Below are 18,286 nucleotides of genomic sequence, written 5' to 3' on the forward strand. Positions count from 1 at the left end.
CCCTGGCGGCCGCCCTCCGCGCTGCGCTCAGTCGTAGATGACCTTGTAGCGCTTGCCGATCCGCTGCCATTCGTCAGCCTCCTGCGCGAGGCTGTATTCGATCAGCGGATTGGCCTCGATCCACGCCTGCGGCAGGCGCACGGTGAAGCCTTCGTCCAGCGCTTCGGCCAGCTGGCTCACACGGATATCGGGCAAGGCCACGTCCGAGCGGCGCCGGCACAGCACAAAGGCCAGGCGCAGGCTGAACAGCATGCGCCAGTCGACGAACCTGCCGCTGCCCGACAGCTTGCCGAGCTTGCCGGCATGGCCCAGCAACAGCGTCGCCAGTCGCGCCTGGTCGGTCTTGGAAAAGCCCGGCATGTCGGCATGGGTGGCGATATAGGCCGAATGCTTGTGGTAGCCGCTGTGCGAGATCGTCATGCCGATCTCATGCAGGCTGGCGGCCCAGCCCAGCAGCGCCAGGTTGTCCTCGCGCCGTTCGTTGGCCGGCTCCGGGAACTGTGACAACAGCGTCTGCGCGGCGCGGCGCACGCGGCTGGACTGGGCCCGGTCCACGCCGTAGCGGCGCATGAACTGGTCCACCGTGACGGTGCGCATGTCCTCATGGTGGCTGCGTCCGAGCAGGTCGTACAGCACGCCCAGCCGCAGCGCGCCGTCGGTGACATCCATGCGCTCGATATCGAGTTCGGCAAACACGCCCAGCATGATCGACAAGCCACCCGGCAGCACCGGGATGCGGTCCGCCTTGAGGCCGGTCAGCTTGACGCGGTTCGTATTCTCGGCCTTGATCAGCGCGCGCTTGAGGCGCTCCAGCCCCTCGCGCGTGATACCGTGCTCGGCGGTGCTGTCGTTCATGCCATTGAGTTCGATCAGCTCGGCCAGCGCGCGCGCCGTGCCCGACGAGCCGACCGCCTGCTCCCAGCCCGCGGCGCGGTACTGGCGTACCAGCACCTGTATCTCGCGGCGCGCGGCCAGCTCGGCCTGCTTCATCGCGTACTCATCGACGTTGCCGCTGGGGAAGAACTGGCGGCTGTGCGATACGCAGCCGATATACAGGCTTTCCATCAGCTTCGACTGGTAGCCGTTGCCGATGATGAACTCGGTCGAGCCGCCGCCGATATCGACCACCAGGCGGTTGCCCTGGCAGGCCGGGGCGTCGTGCGAGGCCCCGAGGTAGATCAGCCGCGCCTCTTCGCGCCCGGCGATCACTTCGATCGGGAAGCCCAGCGCGCTTTCGGCCTCGATCAGGAACTCGGACGCGTTCTTGGCCACGCGCAGCGTATTGGTGGCGACGGCGCGCACCTGGTTGGGCGCGAACTCGCGCAGCCGGTCGCCGAAGCGCCGCAGCGCATCGATGCCGCGGCGCCGCGCGGGCTGGTCCAGGTATTTGTCGGGCGTCAGGCCGGCGGCCAGGCGGACCGGCTCGCGCAGCGCGTCGACCTGGAAGATCTGGCTGGCCGGGCCATTGGCGGTGGGGGTCTCGTCCACCCGCCCGATCATCAGGCGGAAGCTGTTCGAACCCATATCGACGGCAGCCAGCAGGCGTGGGGTGTTGTTCATCGTGTGCTAGGAGGGCTGGTTCGCGTTGGCGTTGCGTGGCGCGGCAGGTGCACTCTGGTGCCTTGGCCTGCCGGCGTTCGCGCCCGGGAAAAATATGTCCTGATCATGTCTGCATCATGACAAAATCAAACTGTCATAAAAGTGACACGTTTTTATGAAAAAGTCGCCACATTACCAAAAGAAGGTCATGCTCATGTCGACGACTCCGTCCAGTACGCTGCTCAACCGCGAACTGGGCATCCTGGAATTCAATGCCCGCGTGCTGGCACAGGCGGCGGACCCGAAAGTCCCGCTGCTGGAGCGGCTGAAATTCATCTGCATCGTGTCCAGCAACCTGGACGAGTTCTTTGAAATCCGCATGGCGGGCCTGAAGGAACAGATGCGCGACAACGCTTCGGGCCTGACGCCGGACGGCCTGTCATTCCAGCAGACCTACCAGCTTGTCACCGAGCGCACGCAGCGGCTTGTGGCTTCGCAGTATGACATGCTGCAGAACACCATTTTTCCACTACTTGAAAAAGAGGGGGTCTTTTTCCACCTGACCACCACCTGGACCGACGCCCAGCGCGAATGGGCGCGCGAGTTCTTCCAGCGCGAACTGGGGCCGGTGCTGACCCCGATTGCGCTGGATCCCGCCCACCCCTTTCCCCGCGTGCTCAACAAGAGCCTGAACTTCGTAGTGGAATTGTCCGGCAAGGACGCCTTCGGCCGCGACGCCGACCTGGCCATCGTGCAGGCGCCGCGCGCGCTGCCGCGCGTGGTGAAGATGCCGGAGAAGCTGTCGGGCTACCCGTACGGCTTCGTGATGCTGTCGTCCTTCATGCAGGGCTTCGTGCATGAGCTGTTCCCGGCCATTGCCGTGCACGGCTGCTACCAGTTCCGCGTCACGCGCAACTCTGACCTGTTCGTCTCGGAAGACGAGATCACCGACCTGCGCGAGGCGCTGCAGGGCGAGCTGCCCACGCGCCATTTCGGCGACACGGTGCGCCTGGAAGTCTCTTCGGACACGCCGGCACCGCTGGCGCGCCGGCTGCTGCTGGAATCGGGCCTCGCCGAGCAGGACCTGTACCGTGTTTCCGGCCCGGTGAACCTGGTGCGGCTGATGCAGATCCCCGACATGGTGGACCGGCCCGCGCTGAAGTTTGCGCCGTATGTGCCCGCCCCGGTCAAGGCCTTCTCCGCCGGCGCGTTGATGTTCGACGTGATGCGACAGCAGGACGTGCTGCTGCACCACCCGTACGAGAGCTTCAGTTCCGTGCTCGACCTGCTGCAGCTGGCAGCGGCCGACCCCAACGTGGTCGCGATCAAGCAGACGGTCTATCGCACCGGCAATGAGTCGCTGGTCATGGAAGCGCTGATGACCGCCGCGCGCAACGGCAAGGAAGTCACGGTGGTGGTGGAGCTGCTGGCGCGCTTTGACGAGGAAACCAACATCAACTGGGCCGAGCGCCTGGAATCCGCTGGCGCACACGTGATCTACGGCGTGGTCGGCCACAAGTGCCACGCCAAGATGCTGCTGATCGTGCGGCGCGAGCCCACCGGCCCCAAGGCCAAGCAGGTCAAGCTGCGGCGCTACGCCCACCTCGGCACCGGCAACTACCATCCGCGCACCGCCCGCCTCTACACCGACTTCGGCCTGCTGACGGCCAACGAGGAGATCTGCGAAGACGTGCACCACGTGTTCCAGCTGCTGACCGGCACCGCCGGCACCATCCGGCTGAACCACCTGTGGCAGTCGCCCTTCACCATGCAGAGCAACCTGGTCGACCATATCCGCGCCGAAGCCCGCAACGCGCGCGCCGGCAAGCCCGCGCGCATCATCGCCAAGATGAACGCGCTGCTGGAACCGTCGATCATCGACGAGCTGTACAAGGCCTCGCGCGCAGGGGTGAAGATCGACCTGATCGTGCGCGGCGTGTGCGCGCTGATGCCGGGCGTGCCGGGCATGTCCGAGAACATCTCGGTGCGCTCGATCATCGGCCGCTTCCTGGAACACCACCGGGTGTACTACTTCCACGCCGGCGGCGAAGAGGTGCTGTACCTGTCCAGCGCCGACTGGATGGACCGCAACCTGTTCCGCCGCGTGGAAGTTGCCTTCCCGGTGCTGGACAAGGCGCTGAAGGCGCGCGTCATCAAGGAAAGCCTGCAGGTACACCTGCGCGACAACGCCTCGGCATGGATCATGCAGCCGGACGGCAACTATGCGCGCAAGCAGACGCGCTCGAAGCGTCCGCATGTGAGCCAGAACGATATGCTGGTGATGTTTGGGGGGATGCCCTGAGCGGGCTTCTTTTGCCCACCTTGTCGCAAAGACCATACTTGGTCCATATTTGTGGCTCTTAGGCGCGGCGCAGGAGTCCGACTGTGAAGTTCTCAACCCAAGTCAAACCCATCAGCTACCTGAAGGACCACGCCGAAGAGATCGTCAAAGACATCTCTGAGTCTGGCGAGCCCATGCTGATTACGCAGAACGGCGAGGCCAAGCTGGTGGTCATGGATGTTCGTGCGTACGAACGGCAGTGCCAGGAGCCGAGGAGGCTTCCCTGATGCATGACATGCAAAAACCCCGCCGCGGCGGGGTTTTCCTTTACGGGTCAGGCGGCGCGCCGCGAGGTGTCCGGCGACTGCGGCGGAGCGCCAGTGCCTGGCGCTGGCATGTCCGCGCCCTCCCCAGCCGAACGCAGGCTGCGCTCAAGCGGAAAGATCACGCGGAACACGCTACCCCGGCCCTCTTCGCTGGTCACGCGCAGGTCCGCATGGTGGCGTGACAGCACGTGCTTGACGATGGCCAGCCCCAGCCCGGTGCCGCCGGTGTCGCGCGAGCGGCTGCGGTCCACGCGGTAAAAGCGCTCGGTCAGCCGGGGAATATGCTCGGGCGCAATGCCCAGGCCCGTATCGGCCACGGAGAACACGGCATGGCCGTCTTCCCAGGCCAGGCGCATGGTGATACGCCCGCCATCCGGCGTATAACGCACCGCGTTCGACACCAGATTGCCCAGCGCCGACAGCAGTTCGGTTTCCGCGCCGCGCACCCCCACGGTCGGGTCGATATCGGCCGAGACCTGGTGCCGTCCCTGCGACAGCGCCTCGGCGTCGTGGCTCAGGTGCACCACCATGGCACGGATCGGCACGATGTCATTGCCGGGCGGCTGCGCATCGCTTTCCAGCTTGGCCAGCGCCAGCAGGTCTTCGACGATGCTCTGCATGCGCACCGACTGCGCCAGCATCATGTCGATGTAGCGGCGCCGGTCGTCCTCCGACACCGGCAGGTCGCGCACGGTCTCCAGGAAGCCGGTCAGCACCGTCAGCGGCGTCTTCAGTTCGTGCGACACGTTGGCAACGAAGTCGCGCCGCATCGCCTCGGTGTTTTCGAGCTTGGTGATGTCCTGCGTGATCACCAGCTTGCGGTTGTCGCCATAGGGCAGGATCTGCACCGCGATGACGCTGTGCTTGTGTTCGCCCATGTCGCGCATCACCAGCGGATCGTCGAAGCGCTGCCGGGTCAGGTAGTGGACGAACTCGGGGCGGCGGATCAGGTGGGTGATGCGCTGGCGCACGTCGCGCCGCGCGTTCAGGCCGAAATGCTGCTCGGCCACGTCGTTGCACCACTCGATCTGGTCGGCGTCATCCAGCATCAGCACGCCGTTGGGCGAAGCCTGGATGGCCTGGATAAAGCGCGTGTGCTGCTGCTCGACCTGCAGCACCTGGGTGCGCCAGCGCTTGACCAGCCGGTGCAGCCGGTAATACACCTCGCCCCAAAGCCCGAGTGCACTCGGAATCTCGCCGTAGACCGGCGCATCGAGCACCTTCCACAGGCGGTTGATCTGGTACAGGTAGTAGAACAGCAGCCCGAGCAGCGATACGCATGCCAGCGCCAGCGCCGGCACCGGGCCCACGGCCAGGTAGACACCGGCGGACAGCACCAGCAGGCTGATCAGGATGGCCACGGAACGGGCCCAGATGACATTCATGCGCAGGGTTCAGGCTCGCAGCCACGGAAGGCTGCAGGGTTGCGACGGAGTGTGCCACGAATTCGCCGCGCCCTGCCAGCAGCGTGGGCCATCCTGGCCGGGCGGTACGTCAGCCGCCCGGCCACGCCCAGCGCGTCAGGCGCCGGGCGTGCGCGCCAGGCGGTAGCCGCTGCCGCGCACGGTTTCGATCATATTGCTGTAGCCGCCGGGGGTGAGCGCGGCGCGCAGGCGCTTGATATGAACGTCGACGGTGCGCTCCTCGACAAAGACATGGTCGCCCCAGACCTGATCGAGCAGTTGCGAGCGGCTGTGCACGCGTTCCGGATGGGTCATCAGGAAGTGAAGCAGGCGGAACTCGGTCGGACCCAGGTCCAGCTTGATCGCGCCGCTGTCGTCCTGGCCGGTGACGCGGTGCGTGGCCGGATCCAGGCGCAGGCCGTTGATGGCCACCACGTCGTCGGTCAGCTGCGGTGCGCGGCGGCGCAGCACGGCCTTGATCCGCGCCAGCAGTTCCTTGGGCGAGAACGGCTTGGTGACGTAGTCGTCGGCGCCGGCCTCAAGCCCCATCACCTTGTCCTGCTCATCGCCGCGGGCGGTCAGCATGATGATGGGGATCTGGCGGGTGCGGTCGTTGGCCCGCAACTCCTTGGCGAAGTTGGCGCCCGACTTGCCCGGGAGCATCCAGTCGAGCAGCACCAGGTCGGGCAGCACATCGCTCATCAGCGACAGCGCCTGCTCGGCGTTGTAGGCCCGGATCGGATAGTGCCCCGCGTGCTGCAGGTTTACCGCGATCAGTTCGGCGATCGCCGGTTCGTCTTCGACAACGAGAATACTGCTTGGCATGTGTATTGTTCTCCGTGGGCGGCTGAGTTCAGCTCAGCGCTTCGCGCTCCATGTCCTCGCGCGAGACATGGCGGACGTCCGTCCCCTTGACAATGTAAATGATAAATTCCGCGATGTTCTTGGCGTGATCGCCAATGCGCTCCACCGCCTTGGCGATAAACAGGAAATCCAGCGCGACCGAGATCGTACGCGGGTCTTCCATCATGTACGTGATCAGCTTGCGCACGAAGCCGCGGAATTCCTCGTCGATGGCCTTGTCGTCCTTGACGATGCGCGCCGCCGCCACGGTGTCCAGGCGCGCAAAGGCGTCCAGCGCCTGGCGCAGCAGCGAAATCGCCATCTCGCCCGAGAGCTTGACCTCGGCGTAGTTGATGCTGTGCGCCGATGCGTCTTCCATGATGTGCTTGGTGCGCTTGGCGATCTTCTCGGCCTCGTCGCCGGCACGCTCCAGGTTGGTGATGGTCTTGGAGATGGCCATCACCAGGCGCAGGTCGCGCGCGGTCGGCTGGCGCCGGGCGATGATATTGCCGCAGTCGGCATCGATCTCGACTTCCAGCGCGTTGAGCTGGATCTCCCGGGCGATGACCTGGTCGGCGGTCTCGCCGTCGAAGTCGGCCAGCGCGCGCATGGCGAGCTCGATCTGCGACTCGACCAGGCCGCCCATCTGCAGCAGCTTGGTGTTGATCGCGTTGAGGTCAGCGTCGAACTGGGTCGACAGGTGCTTGTCTGGCATGGGATTCTCCTGGCCGCTTATGGATATGCTACGCCCTGCGGTGACGATCAGCCGAACCGGCCGGTAATGTAGTCTTCCGTTTCCTTGCGGTGCGGCTTGATGAAGATCTTCTCGGTCTCGCCGAACTCGATCAGCTCGCCCAGGTACATGTAGGCGGTGTAGTCCGAGCAGCGCGCCGCCTGCTGCATGTTGTGGGTGACGATCACGACCGTGTACTCGTCCTTCAGCTCGGCGATCAGCTCTTCGATGCGGCCAGTGGAGATCGGGTCCAGCGCCGAGCACGGCTCGTCCAGCAGCAGCACTTCGGGGCGGATGGCAATGCCACGCGCGATGCACAGGCGCTGCTGCTGGCCGCCGGACAGGCCGTAGCCCGACTGGTGCAGCTTGTCCTTGGCTTCATTCCACAGCGCCGCCTTGGTCAGCGCCCATTCCACGCGGTCGTCCATCTCCGAGCGCGACAGCTTCTCGAACAGGCGCACGCCGAAGGCGATGTTGTCGTAGATCGACATCGGGAACGGCGTCGGCTTCTGGAACACCATGCCAACCTTGGCGCGCAGCAGCGCGATGTCCTGGCGGGCGGTCAGCAGGTTTTCGCCGTCCATGTTGATCTCACCCTCGGCGCGCTGTTCGGGATACAGCGCATACATCTTGTTGAAGGTGCGCAGCAGCGTCGACTTGCCGCAGCCCGACGGCCCGATAAAGGCCGTGACCTTGCGGTCCGGGATCGACATGTTGATGTCTTTCAGCGCATGGAACTGGCTGTAGTAGAAGTTCAGGTTGCGCACGTCGATCTTGGCGCGTACCGAATCGGGAATATCGATGACGGTGGAGGTCATTGCGTTTCTCGCTTGCAGTCTTTGGGGCGGGACGGATTACCGGCCGCGCCGCTTATTTCTTGAACAGGATGCGCGCCAGGATATTCAGGGCCAGCACGCCGAGCGTAATCAGGAACACACCCGCCCAGGCCAGCTGCTGCCATTCGGTGAACGGGCTCATGGCAAAGCGGAAGATCGTCACCGGCAGGTTGGCCATCGGCTTGTTCAGGTCGCTGGTCCAGAACTGGTTGGACAGCGCGGTGAACAGCAGCGGCGCGGTCTCGCCGGCGATACGCGCGACGGCCAGCAACACCCCGGTCACAATCCCGGCGTAGGATGACTTCACGGTGATGGACAACACCATCTTCCACTTGGGCGTGCCGAGTGCGAAGGCAGCCTCGCGCAGCGCGTTGGGCACCAGGTTCAGCATGTTCTCGGTGGTGCGCACCACGATCGGCACCTGCAGCAGCGCCAGCGCACAGATCCCGGCCCAGCCCGAGAAGTGGCCCATGCGGGTCACCACCAGCGCGTAGACAAAGAGGCCGATCACGATCGACGGCGCCGACAGCAGGATGTCGTTGATAAAGCGGATAAGGCTGGCCAGCGGCGAGCTCTTGCCATATTCGGCCAGGTAGATGCCGGCCAGGATGCCCAGCGGCGTGCCGAACAGCGTGGCCATGCCGACCATCACGAAGCTGCCGAAGATGGCGTTGGCCAAGCCGCCGCCGGCGGTATTGGGCGCCGGCGTCATCTGCGTGAACAGGTCCAGCGACAGGCCGCCCACGCCCAGCGTGATGGTGGTCCACAGGATCCACGCCAGCCAGAACAGGCCGAAGCCCATCGCCGCCAGCGAGGCGGTCAGTGCGTACAGGTTGGTGCGGCGGCGGCGCGCCTGCAGCCGGGTGCGGATGGCATCCGCGTCGGGGCGGACCGCCGGGATCGATACGGTAGACACGGCTTGACTCACGCTCATTTGGTTCCCTCATTCTTTGCCAGTCGCAGCAGCAGCAGCTTGGACAGCGCCAGCACCACGAAGGTAATGAAGAACAGGATCAGGCCCAGTTCCATCAGCGCGGCGGTGTGCAGGCCGGCGCCGGCTTCGGCGAACTCGTTGGCCAGTGCCGAGGTGATGCTGTTGCCCGGCGAGAACAGCGAGGCGCTGTCCAGCAGGTTGGTATTGCCGATCACGAAGGTGACGGCCATGGTCTCGCCCAGTGCGCGGCCGAGGCCCAGCATCACGCCGCCGATGACGCCGGCGCGGGTGTAGGGCAGCACCACGTTCCACATCACCTCCCAGGTGGTGCAGCCCACGCCGTAGGCGGATTCCTTGAGCAGCACCGGGGTGACTTCAAACACGTCGCGCATCACCGAGGCGATGTACGGGATGATCATGATCGCCAGAATCACGCCCGCGCACAGCAGGCCGATGCCCAGCGGCGCTCCCTGGAACAGCTTGCCGATCACCGGCAGCTGGCCCACCGTGGCGGCCAGGGGCTTCTGGAAATACTCGCCGAAGATCGGCGCGAACACGAGCAGGCCCCACATGCCGTAGACGATCGACGGCACTGCGGCGAGCAGTTCGATGGCGGTGCCCAGCGGACGGCGCAGCCAGGCCGGCGACAGTTCGGTCAGGAACAGCGCGATGCCGAAGCTGACCGGCACCGCGATGATCAGTGCGATCAGCGAGGTCACGATGGTGCCGTAGATGGGCACCAGCGCACCGTAGACGTCGGCGGGAGGATCCCACTCCGCGGTCCACAGGAAGCGCGCGCCGAAAGTCTGGATCGACGGCCAGGCGCTGATCGCGAGCGAGACGATGATGCCGCCCAGCAGCAGCAGCGTCACGATCGCGGCGCCTCGCGTCAGGCCGCCGAACAGGATGTCGCCCATGCGGCTCGGGGGCTGGACGTTGCGGATCTCGGAGGGGGTAGTCGCCATGTCGGGAATTCAGGGTGGATCGCCGCTCCCGCCTGGGCGGGAGCCCGGTGTCCGGGCCAGTTTCGGGCAGCCCGGCCACCGGCCCCGCACTCACGCGGGGCCAGCGATGCCGTCAGGATCAGTACAGCGCCTTGCCCGAGGCGTCCTTGACGCTGGTCTTCCAGGTCGAACGGATCTGGTTCACAACGTTTTCCGGCAGCGGCACGTAGTCGAGGTCGGCAGCCATGTTGGCGCCGCTCTTGTAGGCCCAGTCGAAGAACTTCAGCACTTCGGCGCCCTGCGCGGCCTTTTCCTGGTTCTTGTGGACCAGGATGAAGGTGGCGCCGGCGATCGGCCAGGCTTCCTTGCCCGACTGGTTGGTCAGGATCTGATAGTAGCTCTTGCTCCAGTCCGCACCGGCGGCGGCGGCCTTGAAGGCGTCGTCACCCGGCTTGACCACGGCACCCGACGCGTTCTTCATGTTCAGGTGGGTCATCTTGTTCTGCTTGGCGTAGGCGTACTCGACATAGCCGATCGCGCCATTCAGGCGCTGCACGAAGGCGGCCACGCCCTCGTTGCCCTTGCCGCCGGTGCCGCCGCCCGGCCAGTTGACCGTGGTGCCTTCGCCCACCGCGCTCTTCCAGTCCGGGCTGACCTTGGACAGGTAGTTGGTGAAGATGAAGGTCGTGCCCGAACCGTCGGCGCGGCGCACCGGCAGGATGTCCTGGCTCGGCAGCTTGGCTTGCGGGTTCAGCGCCTTGATCGCGGGGTCATCCCACTTCTTGATCTTGCCCAGGTAGATGTTGGCCAGCACTTCGCCCGTGATGGTCAGTTCGCCCGGCTTCACGCCCTGCAGGTTGATCACCGGCACCACGCCGCCGATCACGGTCGGGAACTGGACCAGGCCCTGCTTGTTCAGGTCCTCGTCCTTCAGCGGCGCGTCCGAGGCACCGAAATCGACCGTCTTGGCGCCGATCTGCTTGATCCCGCCCGACGAGCCGATGGACTGATAGTTGACCTTGTTACCCGTTGCTTTTTGGTATGCGTCGGCCCACTTGGAATACACGGGCGCCGGGAAGGAAGCGCCTGCACCGGTAATTTCCGCCGCGAACGCAGTACCCGCCACCACCATCGAAACGATGCCTGCCACGGCAGTCTTGACCAGCTTCATATGTCCTCCAGAGAACATTGGTTGGGAATGACAAATTTTTGACAAGACGAACTCTATGCTCCCTGTATGACAATTCCGTGACATCTTCAAATCTTCTTGAAACCGGCCTCCAGCAAGGGATTGCCGCTGCCATCCGGCTGTCATGCCGGCCCAATATGACGGCGGTTAATTGCGATATCGGACAAAAAAACGCCGGGACTAGCCCGGCGTTCCTGGTCAGGGTGCGGCGTATCAGGCGCCCAAGGCATCCGCCAGCCGCCTGGCCGCGCGCTCGGCCATTTCGGCCTGCTCGGCCTCGACCATCACGCGCACCACCGGTTCGGTGCCGGAGGCACGGATCAGCACCCGGCCGCGGCCCTCCAGCTCAGGCTCGACCGCCGCGCGCGCGGCCTGCAGGCCGGCATGCGACTGCCAGTCGAAGCCCTTCTGCACGCGCACATTGATCAGCGTCTGCGGGAACAGCCGTACGCCCTCGAGCAACTGCGCCAGCGTCTTGCCGCTGCGGCGCAGCGCGGCCAGCACCTGCAGCGCCGACACGATGCCGTCGCCGGTGCTGTGGCGGTCCAGGCACAGCAGGTGGCCGGAGCCCTCGCCGCCCAGCGTCCAGCTGCGCTTGTTCAATTCTTCCAGCACGTAGCGGTCGCCCACCTTGGCGCGCACGAATTCCACGCCCTGTCGCTTGAGCGCCAGCTCGACCGCCATATTGGTCATCAGCGTGCCCACGGCACCGGGCACCGCCTGGCCGGCGGCCTGGCGGTCGCGCACGATCAGATACAGCAATTCGTCGCCATTGTAGAGACGGCCGTCGGCATCCACCACCTGCAAGCGGTCGGCGTCACCGTCAAAGGCCAGGCCCAGGTCGGCGCCATGGGCCTTGACAGCCTCAATCAGCTTGCCTGGCGCGGTTGCGCCGCAGCCGTCGTTGATATTGCGGCCGTCCGGCTGGTTGCCGATCGAAACCACGTCGGCGCCCAGCTCATGGAACACATGCGGCGCGATGTGATAGGCCGCGCCATGCGCGCAGTCGACCACCAGCTTCAGGCCGTACAGGTCCTGCTCGTGCGGGAAGGTGCTCTTGCAGAACTCGATATAGCGCCCGGGGGCATCGTTGATGCGCCGTGCGCGGCCCAGATCATCGGATGGCGCGCACACCATCGGCTCTTCGATGGCAGCCTCGATCTCTGCCTCGACCTCGTCGGGCAGCTTGTCGCCGTCGGCCGAAAAGAACTTGATGCCGTTGTCGTAGTAGGGATTGTGGCTGGCCGAGATCACCACGCCGGCGGACAGCCGCAGCGCCCGCGTCAGGTAGGCGATGCCCGGCGTCGGCAGCGGGCCGGTCAGCAGCACGTGCACGCCGGCCGAGGTAAAGCCGGCTTCCAGCGCCGCTTCCAGCATATAGCCGGAAATGCGCGTGTCCTTGCCGATCAGCACGGTCGGCTTGCCTTGCCCGGTCTTGGCGCCGTGGGCCAGCACCTTGCCGGCAGCATGGCCCAGCCGCATCACGAAGTCCGGCGTGATCGGCGCCTCGCCGACCCTGCCCCGCACGCCATCTGTCCCGAAATACTTGCGTGTCATTCGCTGATTCCCTTTCTGTACTCTGATCGTTGTTCTGTCCGCAGTGGCAGCGGCCGGTTCAGGCCGCGCCAACCGACTCGTTGCGCACCGCCCACCAGGTCTTCACGGCATCCACCGTCTGCTCCACATCATGCACGCGCACGATAAATGCTCCGCGCTCCAGCGCACACACCGCGGCGGCAATGCTGGCCGCAACACGCTGCTGCGGCGGCCGGCCGCCGAGGACGGCGCCCAGCGTGGACTTGCGCGAAATACCCGCCAGCACCGGCAGGCCCTCCAGCGCCAGCCGCGGCAATTGGCCGAGCAGGCGCAGATTATGATCGGGTGTCTTGCCGAAGCCAAACCCCGGATCGAGGGATATGCGTGCATCGTCGATACCGGCAGCGCGCAGCACGGCTATACGCTCGGCAAGGAACCCGGCCACCTCGGCGACCACGTCGTCGTAGTGTGGGTCTTCCTGCATGGTCTGCGGATCGCGCTGCATATGCATCACGCACAGGCCCGCCTGCCCCGCCGCCACGGCCTCGACCGCGCCCGGCATGCGGAAACCCCAGATATCGTTGATGAGATCGGCTCCGGCCGCAAGTGCGGCGCGCATGACCTCGGGCTTGTAGGTATCGATCGACAGCGGCTTGCCGCAGTTGCGCAGCGTTTCCACCACGGGGATCACGCGGGCCAGTTCGTCCTCAAGCGGCAGCGCGGCCGAGCCCGGGCGGCTGGACTCGCCACCGATATCGATGATGTCCACGCCCTCCTGGATCATCTGCTCGGCATGGCGCAGCGCCGCATCGCGGCTGGCGTGCTGGCCGCCGTCGGAGAACGAATCGGGCGTGACATTGAGAATGCCCATCACCAGCGGGCGCTGGTCCAGCGCAAAGCGGAAACGTCCGCACTGGAAGTACCGGGTCTGAAGAGTCTGCTGCAAGGTCGGAATACTTGAGGAAAGTCTGTGCGCGAACCCGTCGCGCAAAAGGAAAAGCCGGTGCACCAGGCACCGGCTTCGGATACAGCCACTACACAGCCACCACCACTACGTCGTCAGCCAGACGAAGTCGCGGGATCAGGCCGTGGCGGGCGCGTTGGTCGGCGCCACCGGCGAGCCGCCCGAAGGCGTGCTGCCGCCACCGTTCTGGCCCGACGCACTGCGCGGCGGACGCGGCGGCTTGCCGGCCATGATGTCGTTGACCTGGTCGGCATCGATGGTTTCCCACTCCATCAGCGCATTGGTCATGGCTTCGACCTTGTCGCGGTTCTCTTCAAGCAGGCGCTTGGCCAGCGCGTATTGCTCGTCGATGATGCGGCGGATCTCGGCGTCGACCTTCTGCTGCGTGGCTTCCGATACGGTCTTCGACGACAGCTTGCCGAACATGCCATCCTGCTCGGTGTCCACGTAGACCATGGCGCCGAGCGAATCGCTCATGCCGAAGCGGGTCACCATGTCGCGGGCGATCTTGGTGGCGCGCTCGAAGTCGTTGGAAGCGCCGGTGCTCATGGCGTTGAGGAAGACCTCTTCCGCCGCGCGGCCACCGAAGAGGATCGCAACCTCTTCCAGCATGCTGTCCTTGTACTTCGAATACTTGTCATGCTCCGGCAGTTGCCAGGTCACGCCCAGCGCCCAGCCACGCGGCATGATCGTGACCTTGTGCACCGGGTCGGCCTTGGGCAGCAGCTTGGCCACCACCGCATGGCCCGACTCATGGTAAGCCGTGGCCCGGCGCTCTTCCTCGCGCATGACCGTCGACTTGCGCTCCGGACCCATGTAGATCTTGTCCTTGGCGTCCTCGAAGTCCTGCATGTCGACCACGCGCTTGCTGCGGCGGGCGGCAAACAGCGCGGCCTCGTTGACCAGGTTGGCCAGGTCGGCGCCCGAGAAGCCCGGGGTACCACGCGCGATCACCGAGGCGTCCACATCGTTGCCGATCGGCACCTTGCGCATATGGACCTTCAGGATCTGCTCGCGGCCGCGGATGTCCGGCAGGCCCACATAGACCTGGCGGTCGAAACGGCCCGGACGCAGCAGCGCCTTGTCCAGCACGTCGGCACGGTTGGTCGCGGCGATCACGATCACACCCGAGTTGGCCTCGAAGCCATCCATCTCGACCAGCATCTGGTTCAGGGTCTGCTCGCGCTCGTCGTTGCCGCCGCCCATGCCGGCGCCACGATGGCGGCCGACCGCGTCGATTTCATCGATGAACACGATGCAGGGGGCCTGCTTCTTGGCGTTCTCGAACATGTCGCGCACGCGGGCCGCGCCCACGCCGACGAACATTTCAACGAAGTCAGAACCCGAGATGCTGAAGAACGGCACCTTGGCCTCGCCGGCGATGGCACGTGCCAGCAGCGTCTTGCCGGTACCCGGAGGGCCAACCAGCAGCACGCCGCGCGGGATACGCCCGCCCAGCTTCTGGAATTTCTGCGGGTCCTTCAGGAAGTCGACCAGCTCGACCACTTCTTCCTTGGACTCGTCGCAGCCGGCCACGTCCTGGAACGTGACGGCGTTCTGGTTTTCATCGATCAGGCGCGCACGCGACTTGCCGAATGAGAAAGCGCCGCCTTTGCCGCCACCCTGCATCTGACGCATCATGTAGAACCAGAACACGATGATCAGCAGGGTCGGCCCGAGGTAATACAGGGCCTGGACCAGCACGTTGGGTTCGTCGTCCGCCTTGCCGGTCACCTGGACGCCGTACTTCATCAGGTCGCCGACCATCCAGATGTCGCCCGGCGAGATGATGGTGTACTTGGCGCCTTCCTTAGGCGAGACCACCAGGTTGCGGCCCTGCACGTCGACACGCGACACCTTGCCGTTCTTGGCGTCATCCATGAACTGCGAATAGGTGACGCTGTCCTGCGCACGGGGCTTGTCGAACTGCTTGAAGACGGTAAACAGCACCAGCGCGATCACTAGCCAGATTGCCGCCTTTTGAAACAGGTTGTTATTCAAGGCCGAACTCCTTTGCAATTGCCTTGCCAACGGATAGCTGCATTGTAATGCAGCGCCCGCCCTCGGGGGGAAACAGAGAAACTATGATGCCGATAGCACCGGGTGGGGCACTTTCCACGCTTCTTTTTTCGCCCTGGCTTGTATCGAGACCGGTCAATCCACTGCCTTGAGGTAGCGCCCAAGGATAAAGGTTTCGGAAGACTTGTCGCGAGACGCCTTGGGCTTGCGTTTCGCAACCACTTTGAAATGCCGCTTGAACTTCTCCACGATCTGGCTGTAGCCGCTCCCGTGGAAGCACTTTACCAGCAATGCCCCCTCCGGCTTAAGGTGGGCCTGCGCAAATTCCAGCGCCAGGTCGCACAGGTACTCGATCCGTGCTGCATCGGCGAAGGCTACACCGGACAAATTGGGGGCCATGTCGGACAAAACAAGGTCAATCTTGTTACCGCCGGAGGCGTCCAGCACCACGCTTTCCAGTTCGCGGAAGACTGATTCCTCGCGGAAGTCACCCTGGATGAAAGTGACGTCGGCGACAGGTTCCATCGGCAGCAGGTCGATCGCGACCACGGCGCCATCGATCCTGCCGTCCTTGGCCCGGGGCGAGTCCGCCAGCTTGTTGCGGGCATACTGGCTCCAGCTGCCGGGCGCCGCGCCCAGGTCGACGATCACCTGCCCCGGGCGGATCAGCTTGTCCTGCTCGTCGATCTCCTTGAGCTTGTAGGCCGCGCGGGCGCGATAGCCCTCACGCTGCGCCATTTTCACGTACGGATCGTTGATGTGGTCGTGCAGCCACGAATGATTGAACTTGTTTTTTGCCATGCCAGTTACCAGCCTGTTCCCTGCCCCCGCCCGCCGGTCAATGCCATCCGCGAAGGTTTTCCTACTGTTTTGATGATTTTGCTGCCCGACAGTGCCGGATTGACGGATAATACGCGCCAATCCGCATCCCGACCGCCGGCTCGCCTTATCAGCTGCCGGCTTGCCGCCCCCCGGGGCGGCCGTCGGCAGCCTGTCCTTGCCCGACCCGCCGTGTCACGACCGGCGCGGGCTGCAGCGCCCGATTTCCAGCGCCCAGCGCTCTATCACTATTTCAAGCGCCTAATAATCAGCGCCAACCTATGCCCGCTCTACAACTAGTCCCTGCCCAGCGCTCTGACCTGCGCTCCCGTGCCCATGCCCTGAACCCGGTCGTGATGGTCGGCGCCGAAGGCCTGACCCGTGCCGTACTGGCCGAGATCGACCGCAGCCTGGCCGCCCACGACCTGATCAAGATCCGCGTATTCGGCGACGATCGCGATGCGCGCATCGCCATCTACGAGGAAATCTGCGACCAGCTCAGCGCCGCGCCGATCCAGCATATCGGCAAGCTGCTGGTGGTCTGGCGTCCGGGCGAAGCACGCCTGAAGGAAAACCAGGCCGAAGACCTGGGCCGCCACACCCCCGCCCGCCGTGGTGGCGCGGCCCCGCGCACGGTGACGGTCAAGAAGCCCAGCGCTGCGCCGAACCGCCGTCCGACCCGCAAGGAAGTCACGGTGCTTGGCAACGAGCGCGTCACCGCCGGCGGCAATGTGAAGCGTTCGCGCGCACGCCCGACCAGCCAGAAGAAGAAGGCGCTGGGCTAAACACTGCCAGCTGAAGCATGACGGGGTCGCCGCCAGGCGCCCCCGAAGCCGGCACGCCACGCCTGTGGCCGTGCCGGCGGCCGGTCTCACTCCCCGGCCGAACGCGGCGCCGAAGCGCGCCACACCAGCACCAGCGCCAGCAGGCTTTGCAGCAGGTAGAAGGCGCTCGACACGCCATGCAGCATGCCGAACTGCGCCTTGTAAGGCGATTCCGAAACACCGACACCCAACGCCAGCGCCTTTTCCTTCAGGCCGGCCATGAACGGCTGGGTGCCGAAGTAGCCCGCCAGCACGCAGCACAGCATGCCCAGCACCAGCCAGCGCAGGCCGCGATAGCGGTGGGCGCCGCGCCGGATCATCACGTTGCACAGCACCAGCTGCAACACGCCGATGGTGACCCCGACGATGGCTTCAGTATGGAACAGGTGCCCGGCGATCATGCCCGCCATCTCGCGGCTGGGCAGCACCGAAAACAGCGTCGGCGCCACCATGTAGCCGACGGTCCAGAGGCTGCCCGCCCACGCCACCGTCAGCAGCAGGAAGATGCGGTGCGGCAGCGGCGGCAGATTGTTATAGGAATTGGAGAACACGTGCCGGTCTTTCCGGGGGCCGGGGCAGGTGCAAGCCTGCCGGCCGGGCCGGCGTCAGATATAGCGTACGGTAATGACTTCGTACTCGCGCTCGCCACCAGGGGCCAGCACGGTTGCGACGTCGCCTTCGAACTTGCCGATCAGCGCGCGCGCGATGGGCGAGCTGACCGAGATCTTGCCGACGTCGATGTCGGCCTCGTCATCGCCCACGATCTGGTAGCTGACGGGACTGCCGGACTCCAGGTCCTCCAGGTCAACGGTCGCGCCGAAGACGATGCGGCCGTCGGTGTCCAGCTGGGTCGGGTCGATGACCTGCGCGGTCGACAGCTTGGCCTCCACTTCCAGGATGCGGCCTTCGATAAAGGCTTGCTTTTCCTTGGCGGCGTCGTATTCGGCGTTTTCAGACAGGTCGCCCTGTGCGCGGGCTTCCGAGATCGCATTGATCACCGCCGGACGCTCGACAGCCTTCAGGCGCTGCAGCTCCTCCTTCAGGAGCTCTGCGCCACGCTTGGTAATCGGAATGGTGCTCATGTCTTCGTTCAACA

The 18,286-nt window shown here is 65.1% G+C and carries 16 protein-coding genes and 1 pseudogene; 3 read left to right on the forward strand and 14 right to left on the reverse strand.

Features of this window, described 5'->3' with window-relative positions; all coding sequences use genetic code 11:
- Positions 1 to 27: 27 nt before the first annotated feature.
- Positions 28 to 1,560, reverse strand: a complete 1,533-nt coding sequence (gene ppx, locus AC07UK_RS31805) for an exopolyphosphatase (RefSeq protein WP_013957277.1) — start codon at positions 1,558 to 1,560, stop codon at positions 28 to 30.
- A gap of 154 nt (positions 1,561 to 1,714) precedes the next feature.
- On the opposite strand from ppx, the gene ppk1 reads away from it, so the two are divergent.
- Positions 1,715 to 3,841, forward strand: coding sequence for a polyphosphate kinase 1 (gene ppk1 / locus AC07UK_RS31810; RefSeq protein WP_494687305.1), 2,127 nt, complete (start codon positions 1,715 to 1,717; stop codon positions 3,839 to 3,841).
- 83 nt (positions 3,842 to 3,924) lie between these two features.
- Positions 3,925 to 4,086, forward strand: a pseudogene (locus AC07UK_RS31815) (type II toxin-antitoxin system Phd/YefM family antitoxin); the annotation flags it as partial.
- Between the two features lie 68 nt (positions 4,087 to 4,154).
- Here the strand turns inward: AC07UK_RS31815 and phoR are convergent.
- From phoR to AC07UK_RS31870, 11 genes are all read right to left on the reverse strand, one after another.
- Positions 4,155 to 5,531, reverse strand: coding sequence for a phosphate regulon sensor histidine kinase PhoR (phoR, locus tag AC07UK_RS31820; protein WP_436222143.1), 1,377 nt, complete (start codon positions 5,529 to 5,531; stop codon positions 4,155 to 4,157).
- Between the two features lie 135 nt (positions 5,532 to 5,666).
- Positions 5,667 to 6,374 carry a phosphate regulon transcriptional regulator PhoB gene (gene phoB / locus AC07UK_RS31825; protein WP_013957280.1) on the reverse strand — a complete coding sequence of 236 codons (708 nt, stop codon included), beginning with the start codon at positions 6,372 to 6,374 and terminating at the stop codon, positions 5,667 to 5,669.
- A 28-nt stretch (positions 6,375 to 6,402) separates the two neighbouring features.
- Positions 6,403 to 7,107, reverse strand: a complete 705-nt coding sequence (gene phoU, locus AC07UK_RS31830) for a phosphate signaling complex protein PhoU (RefSeq protein ID WP_018309301.1) — start codon at positions 7,105 to 7,107, stop codon at positions 6,403 to 6,405.
- Positions 7,108 to 7,154: 47 nt separating this feature from the next.
- A complete protein-coding gene (gene pstB / locus AC07UK_RS31835) occupies positions 7,155 to 7,943 on the reverse strand; it encodes a phosphate ABC transporter ATP-binding protein PstB (protein ID WP_013957282.1) in 789 nt (262 codons plus the stop codon).
- A gap of 52 nt (positions 7,944 to 7,995) precedes the next feature.
- On the reverse strand, positions 7,996 to 8,895 hold the full coding sequence (pstA, locus tag AC07UK_RS31840; protein WP_114132506.1) for a phosphate ABC transporter permease PstA: 900 nt from the start codon (positions 8,893 to 8,895) through the stop codon (positions 7,996 to 7,998).
- Positions 8,892 to 9,860 (reverse strand): phosphate ABC transporter permease PstC, encoded by a 969-nt coding sequence (gene pstC, locus AC07UK_RS31845; RefSeq protein ID WP_026200425.1) that lies wholly within the window; start codon positions 9,858 to 9,860, stop codon positions 8,892 to 8,894. The genes pstA and pstC overlap by 4 nt, the downstream gene beginning before the upstream one ends.
- A gap of 118 nt (positions 9,861 to 9,978) precedes the next feature.
- The gene (gene pstS / locus AC07UK_RS31850; protein ID WP_013957285.1) at positions 9,979 to 11,010 is read right to left on the reverse strand and encodes a phosphate ABC transporter substrate-binding protein PstS; all 1,032 of its coding nucleotides are present in this window, start codon (positions 11,008 to 11,010) and stop codon (positions 9,979 to 9,981) included.
- A 231-nt stretch (positions 11,011 to 11,241) separates the two neighbouring features.
- The gene (glmM, locus tag AC07UK_RS31855) at positions 11,242 to 12,585 is read right to left on the reverse strand and encodes a phosphoglucosamine mutase (protein ID WP_494687306.1); all 1,344 of its coding nucleotides are present in this window, start codon (positions 12,583 to 12,585) and stop codon (positions 11,242 to 11,244) included.
- 58 nt (positions 12,586 to 12,643) lie between these two features.
- The gene (gene folP / locus AC07UK_RS31860) at positions 12,644 to 13,510 is read right to left on the reverse strand and encodes a dihydropteroate synthase (RefSeq protein ID WP_436222145.1); all 867 of its coding nucleotides are present in this window, start codon (positions 13,508 to 13,510) and stop codon (positions 12,644 to 12,646) included.
- 135 nt (positions 13,511 to 13,645) lie between these two features.
- On the reverse strand, positions 13,646 to 15,529 hold the full coding sequence (gene ftsH, locus AC07UK_RS31865) for an ATP-dependent zinc metalloprotease FtsH (RefSeq protein ID WP_013957288.1): 1,884 nt from the start codon (positions 15,527 to 15,529) through the stop codon (positions 13,646 to 13,648).
- A 153-nt stretch (positions 15,530 to 15,682) separates the two neighbouring features.
- Positions 15,683 to 16,348 carry an RlmE family RNA methyltransferase gene (locus AC07UK_RS31870; RefSeq protein ID WP_010814316.1) on the reverse strand — a complete coding sequence of 222 codons (666 nt, stop codon included), beginning with the start codon at positions 16,346 to 16,348 and terminating at the stop codon, positions 15,683 to 15,685.
- Positions 16,349 to 16,647: 299 nt separating this feature from the next.
- Here AC07UK_RS31870 and AC07UK_RS31875 point away from each other — a divergent pair, with 299 nt between their 5' ends.
- Positions 16,648 to 17,151 carry a YhbY family RNA-binding protein gene (locus AC07UK_RS31875; RefSeq protein WP_010814317.1) on the forward strand — a complete coding sequence of 168 codons (504 nt, stop codon included), beginning with the start codon at positions 16,648 to 16,650 and terminating at the stop codon, positions 17,149 to 17,151.
- An 86-nt stretch (positions 17,152 to 17,237) separates the two neighbouring features.
- Here AC07UK_RS31875 and AC07UK_RS31880 read toward each other — a convergent pair whose 3' ends face one another.
- Together AC07UK_RS31880 and greA are read right to left on the reverse strand one after the other, a co-directional pair.
- Positions 17,238 to 17,741: a DUF4149 domain-containing protein gene (locus tag AC07UK_RS31880; RefSeq protein ID WP_436222146.1), complete on the reverse strand. Its 504-nt coding sequence runs from the start codon at positions 17,739 to 17,741 to the stop codon at positions 17,238 to 17,240.
- 54 nt (positions 17,742 to 17,795) lie between these two features.
- A complete protein-coding gene (gene greA / locus AC07UK_RS31885; RefSeq protein WP_436222147.1) occupies positions 17,796 to 18,272 on the reverse strand; it encodes a transcription elongation factor GreA in 477 nt (158 codons plus the stop codon).
- Positions 18,273 to 18,286 lie beyond the last annotated feature (14 nt).

The sequence above is a fragment of the Cupriavidus sp. GW821-FHT07C08 genome (genome assembly GCF_059419025.1).

Bases quoted from the DNA above. Each gene is read 5' to 3' on its own strand.
- ppx (WP_013957277.1), bottom strand. From the start codon at position 1,560: ATGAACAACACCCCACGCCTGCTGGCTGCCGTCGATATGGGTTCGAAC.
- ppk1 (WP_494687305.1), top strand. From the start codon at position 1,715: ATGAAAAAGTCGCCACATTACCAAAAGAAGGTCATGCTCATGTCGACG.
- phoR (WP_436222143.1), bottom strand. From the start codon at position 5,531: ATGAATGTCATCTGGGCCCGTTCCGTGGCCATCCTGATCAGCCTGCTG.
- phoB (WP_013957280.1), bottom strand. From the start codon at position 6,374: ATGCCAAGCAGTATTCTCGTTGTCGAAGACGAACCGGCGATCGCCGAA.
- phoU (WP_018309301.1), bottom strand. From the start codon at position 7,107: ATGCCAGACAAGCACCTGTCGACCCAGTTCGACGCTGACCTCAACGCG.
- pstB (WP_013957282.1), bottom strand. From the start codon at position 7,943: ATGACCTCCACCGTCATCGATATTCCCGATTCGGTACGCGCCAAGATC.
- pstA (WP_114132506.1), bottom strand. From the start codon at position 8,895: ATGAGCGTGAGTCAAGCCGTGTCTACCGTATCGATCCCGGCGGTCCGC.
- pstC (WP_026200425.1), bottom strand. From the start codon at position 9,860: ATGGCGACTACCCCCTCCGAGATCCGCAACGTCCAGCCCCCGAGCCGC.
- pstS (WP_013957285.1), bottom strand. From the start codon at position 11,010: ATGAAGCTGGTCAAGACTGCCGTGGCAGGCATCGTTTCGATGGTGGTG.
- glmM (WP_494687306.1), bottom strand. From the start codon at position 12,585: ATGACACGCAAGTATTTCGGGACAGATGGCGTGCGGGGCAGGGTCGGC.
- AC07UK_RS31870 (WP_010814316.1), bottom strand. From the start codon at position 16,348: ATGGCAAAAAACAAGTTCAATCATTCGTGGCTGCACGACCACATCAAC.
- AC07UK_RS31875 (WP_010814317.1), top strand. From the start codon at position 16,648: ATGCCCGCTCTACAACTAGTCCCTGCCCAGCGCTCTGACCTGCGCTCC.
- greA (WP_436222147.1), bottom strand. From the start codon at position 18,272: ATGAGCACCATTCCGATTACCAAGCGTGGCGCAGAGCTCCTGAAGGAG.